Genomic DNA, 1712 nt, shown 5'->3' with positions numbered 1-1712 from the left:
TTAAACCATGTCTGGCGTGAAGGGTACCGCTATATGAAGGCAGGAGTCATGCTGGCTGATTTCACACCATCGGGTATAGCGCAGCCGGGATTATTTGATGAAATCCAGCCCTGTAAAAACAGTGAAAAGCTAATGAAAACACTCGATGAACTGAACCAGTCGGGAAAAGGGAAAGTGTGGTTTGCGGGGCGAGGAACCGCCCCTGAATGGCAAATGAACCGGGAAATGTTGAGTCAGTGTTATACAACTAAATGGCGAGATATTCCCCTGGCCAGGCTGGGTTAGTTCAGTCATCTCCGAACATATTTTCAGCGTTTCTTCTGGTCTGGTCTTCACCGTCATTTCTCGACAGACTCTGCTCTGTAAGAGGAGTACTGCAATCCACAGACGTATGGAGACCAGATTGTTTTTCCAGTAATTCAAGCAATTTCTTTTCAACCGAAAAAGCACCTGGTATTACGCTGGAAATCACCTTATTAATATCATCCAGAGTCGTATTTTCTGTCAGTAACTCCGATATCAGCAAAGGAAGACGTTTATCTATAGCTGCGAACGCCGCACCAGTAACTAACATCGCGCGCATGAAACGTCCCCGCTCCTTCAGTTTTTCATTTGCAATGAGCTCATCTGCTATCTTATCTCCTGTCCGTTCATCCGGGAAAAGTTCAAATGAGCAGCGTCTGGATTTATTTTCATCACTCATTAGTCACACCACCTTTCATTTTTATCATTCCCATGACTAAATCAAACTGCGGGGATGAGCTCAGATAAAAGCGCTCATCAGGAACCTTAGTCAGGTTCTTCACAGCCTCGGCCACAATTTCAGCCCCACCACCAACACACATTACATGTGTATAGTCGGTGAAACGGCTGATGACATCATTAACTCGTTTAATAAGCAACTTCTGCCGTTCATTGATAACATTAATGATAGACTCACGCTGTTCAGCATTATAAATGCGACGGGAAAGGTAGTCAGGTTCATTACGGTGCACAATGATATTGTCAGCCTGGAATGAGCTCACTCTTGTATTAGCATGTACAGCCATCTGTTCCTTAACCCCGGATGTAATCAGGGACACGCCGATATTCGGATCACACCAGGTTTTTGTAATCCCTGTCATTTTGCTACGAACATGCGACACATCAAGAGTTGTACCACCGAGATCTACGATCAAAAGGGATTCATCATCCTCAAGCCCCGCAAGAACACTGAAACCAGCGGGAATACTTTCAGGAAGAACGGCAACACTGCGAATAACAAATGCATCACACCCCTGCACCCGTACTTCACGCATCACATTTTTTTTCTTTCTTTCAATGTTTTGCTTATTTTTCTGATTGTTGGCGTCAAGGTATTCAGAGATCGGCAATGTGACGATGACATCAACAGGCTGCGCTTTCAGGCCGGTCTGCTGTAGCGCATGCTGAATGGCCACAACATTCACATCACTGTACTGATAGCGTGTTTCAGTCGTTACGACAGCATCAGCACTTAATGGATCAAATGAAAACTTCTCGCCGTCGATCTCGTAATTAGCCGGGGCAGCATCATCCAGTAAACTAAAAGACCATTCCGGTTTAAAGCTGTTAGGGCTGATTAACGTTTTCACGTCACCATCCTCCAACCAGGCAAGTTTAATGTTGGTAGAACCATCATCAATAAAGATTTTCATAACCAGTCTCCGTTGCTCATAAACAAATAGAAAAAA

The 1712-nt window shown here is 44.5% G+C and carries 3 protein-coding genes; 1 reads left to right on the top strand and 2 read right to left on the bottom strand.

Annotated elements, in window-relative coordinates; translation table 11 throughout:
• On the top strand, window positions 1–285 hold a 285-nt coding region (locus tag BEB54_RS27980), incomplete at its 5' end, for a DUF4113 domain-containing protein (RefSeq protein ID WP_100760851.1).
• A 1-nt stretch (window position 286) separates the two neighbouring features.
• Here BEB54_RS27980 and BEB54_RS27975 read toward each other — a convergent pair.
• Together BEB54_RS27975 and BEB54_RS27970 are read right to left on the bottom strand one after the other, a co-directional pair.
• Window positions 287–703 (bottom strand): plasmid partitioning/stability family protein, encoded by a 417-nt coding sequence (locus BEB54_RS27975; protein WP_001278818.1) that lies wholly within the window; start codon window positions 701–703, stop codon window positions 287–289.
• Entirely contained in the window at window positions 696–1676 is a 981-nt protein-coding gene (locus BEB54_RS27970; protein WP_077166745.1) for a plasmid segregation protein ParM, read from the bottom strand. The genes BEB54_RS27975 and BEB54_RS27970 overlap by 8 nt, the downstream gene beginning before the upstream one ends.
• Window positions 1677–1712 lie beyond the last annotated feature (36 nt).

This window comes from Escherichia sp. MOD1-EC6021, from assembly GCF_002965245.1.
GTDB classification, from domain to species: Bacteria; Pseudomonadota; Gammaproteobacteria; order Enterobacterales; family Enterobacteriaceae; genus Escherichia; species Escherichia coli_F.
The sequence above is the reverse complement of the archived record's forward strand: the minus strand, read 5'-3'. Positions and strand labels throughout refer to the sequence as shown.

What these genes read in the sequence shown, in the direction of transcription:
- BEB54_RS27970 (WP_077166745.1), bottom strand. Translation starts at nt 1,676, where the DNA reads ATGAAAATCTTTATTGATGATGGTTCTACCAACATTAAACTTGCCTGG.
- BEB54_RS27975 (WP_001278818.1), bottom strand. Translation starts at nt 703, where the DNA reads ATGAGTGATGAAAATAAATCCAGACGCTGCTCATTTGAACTTTTCCCG.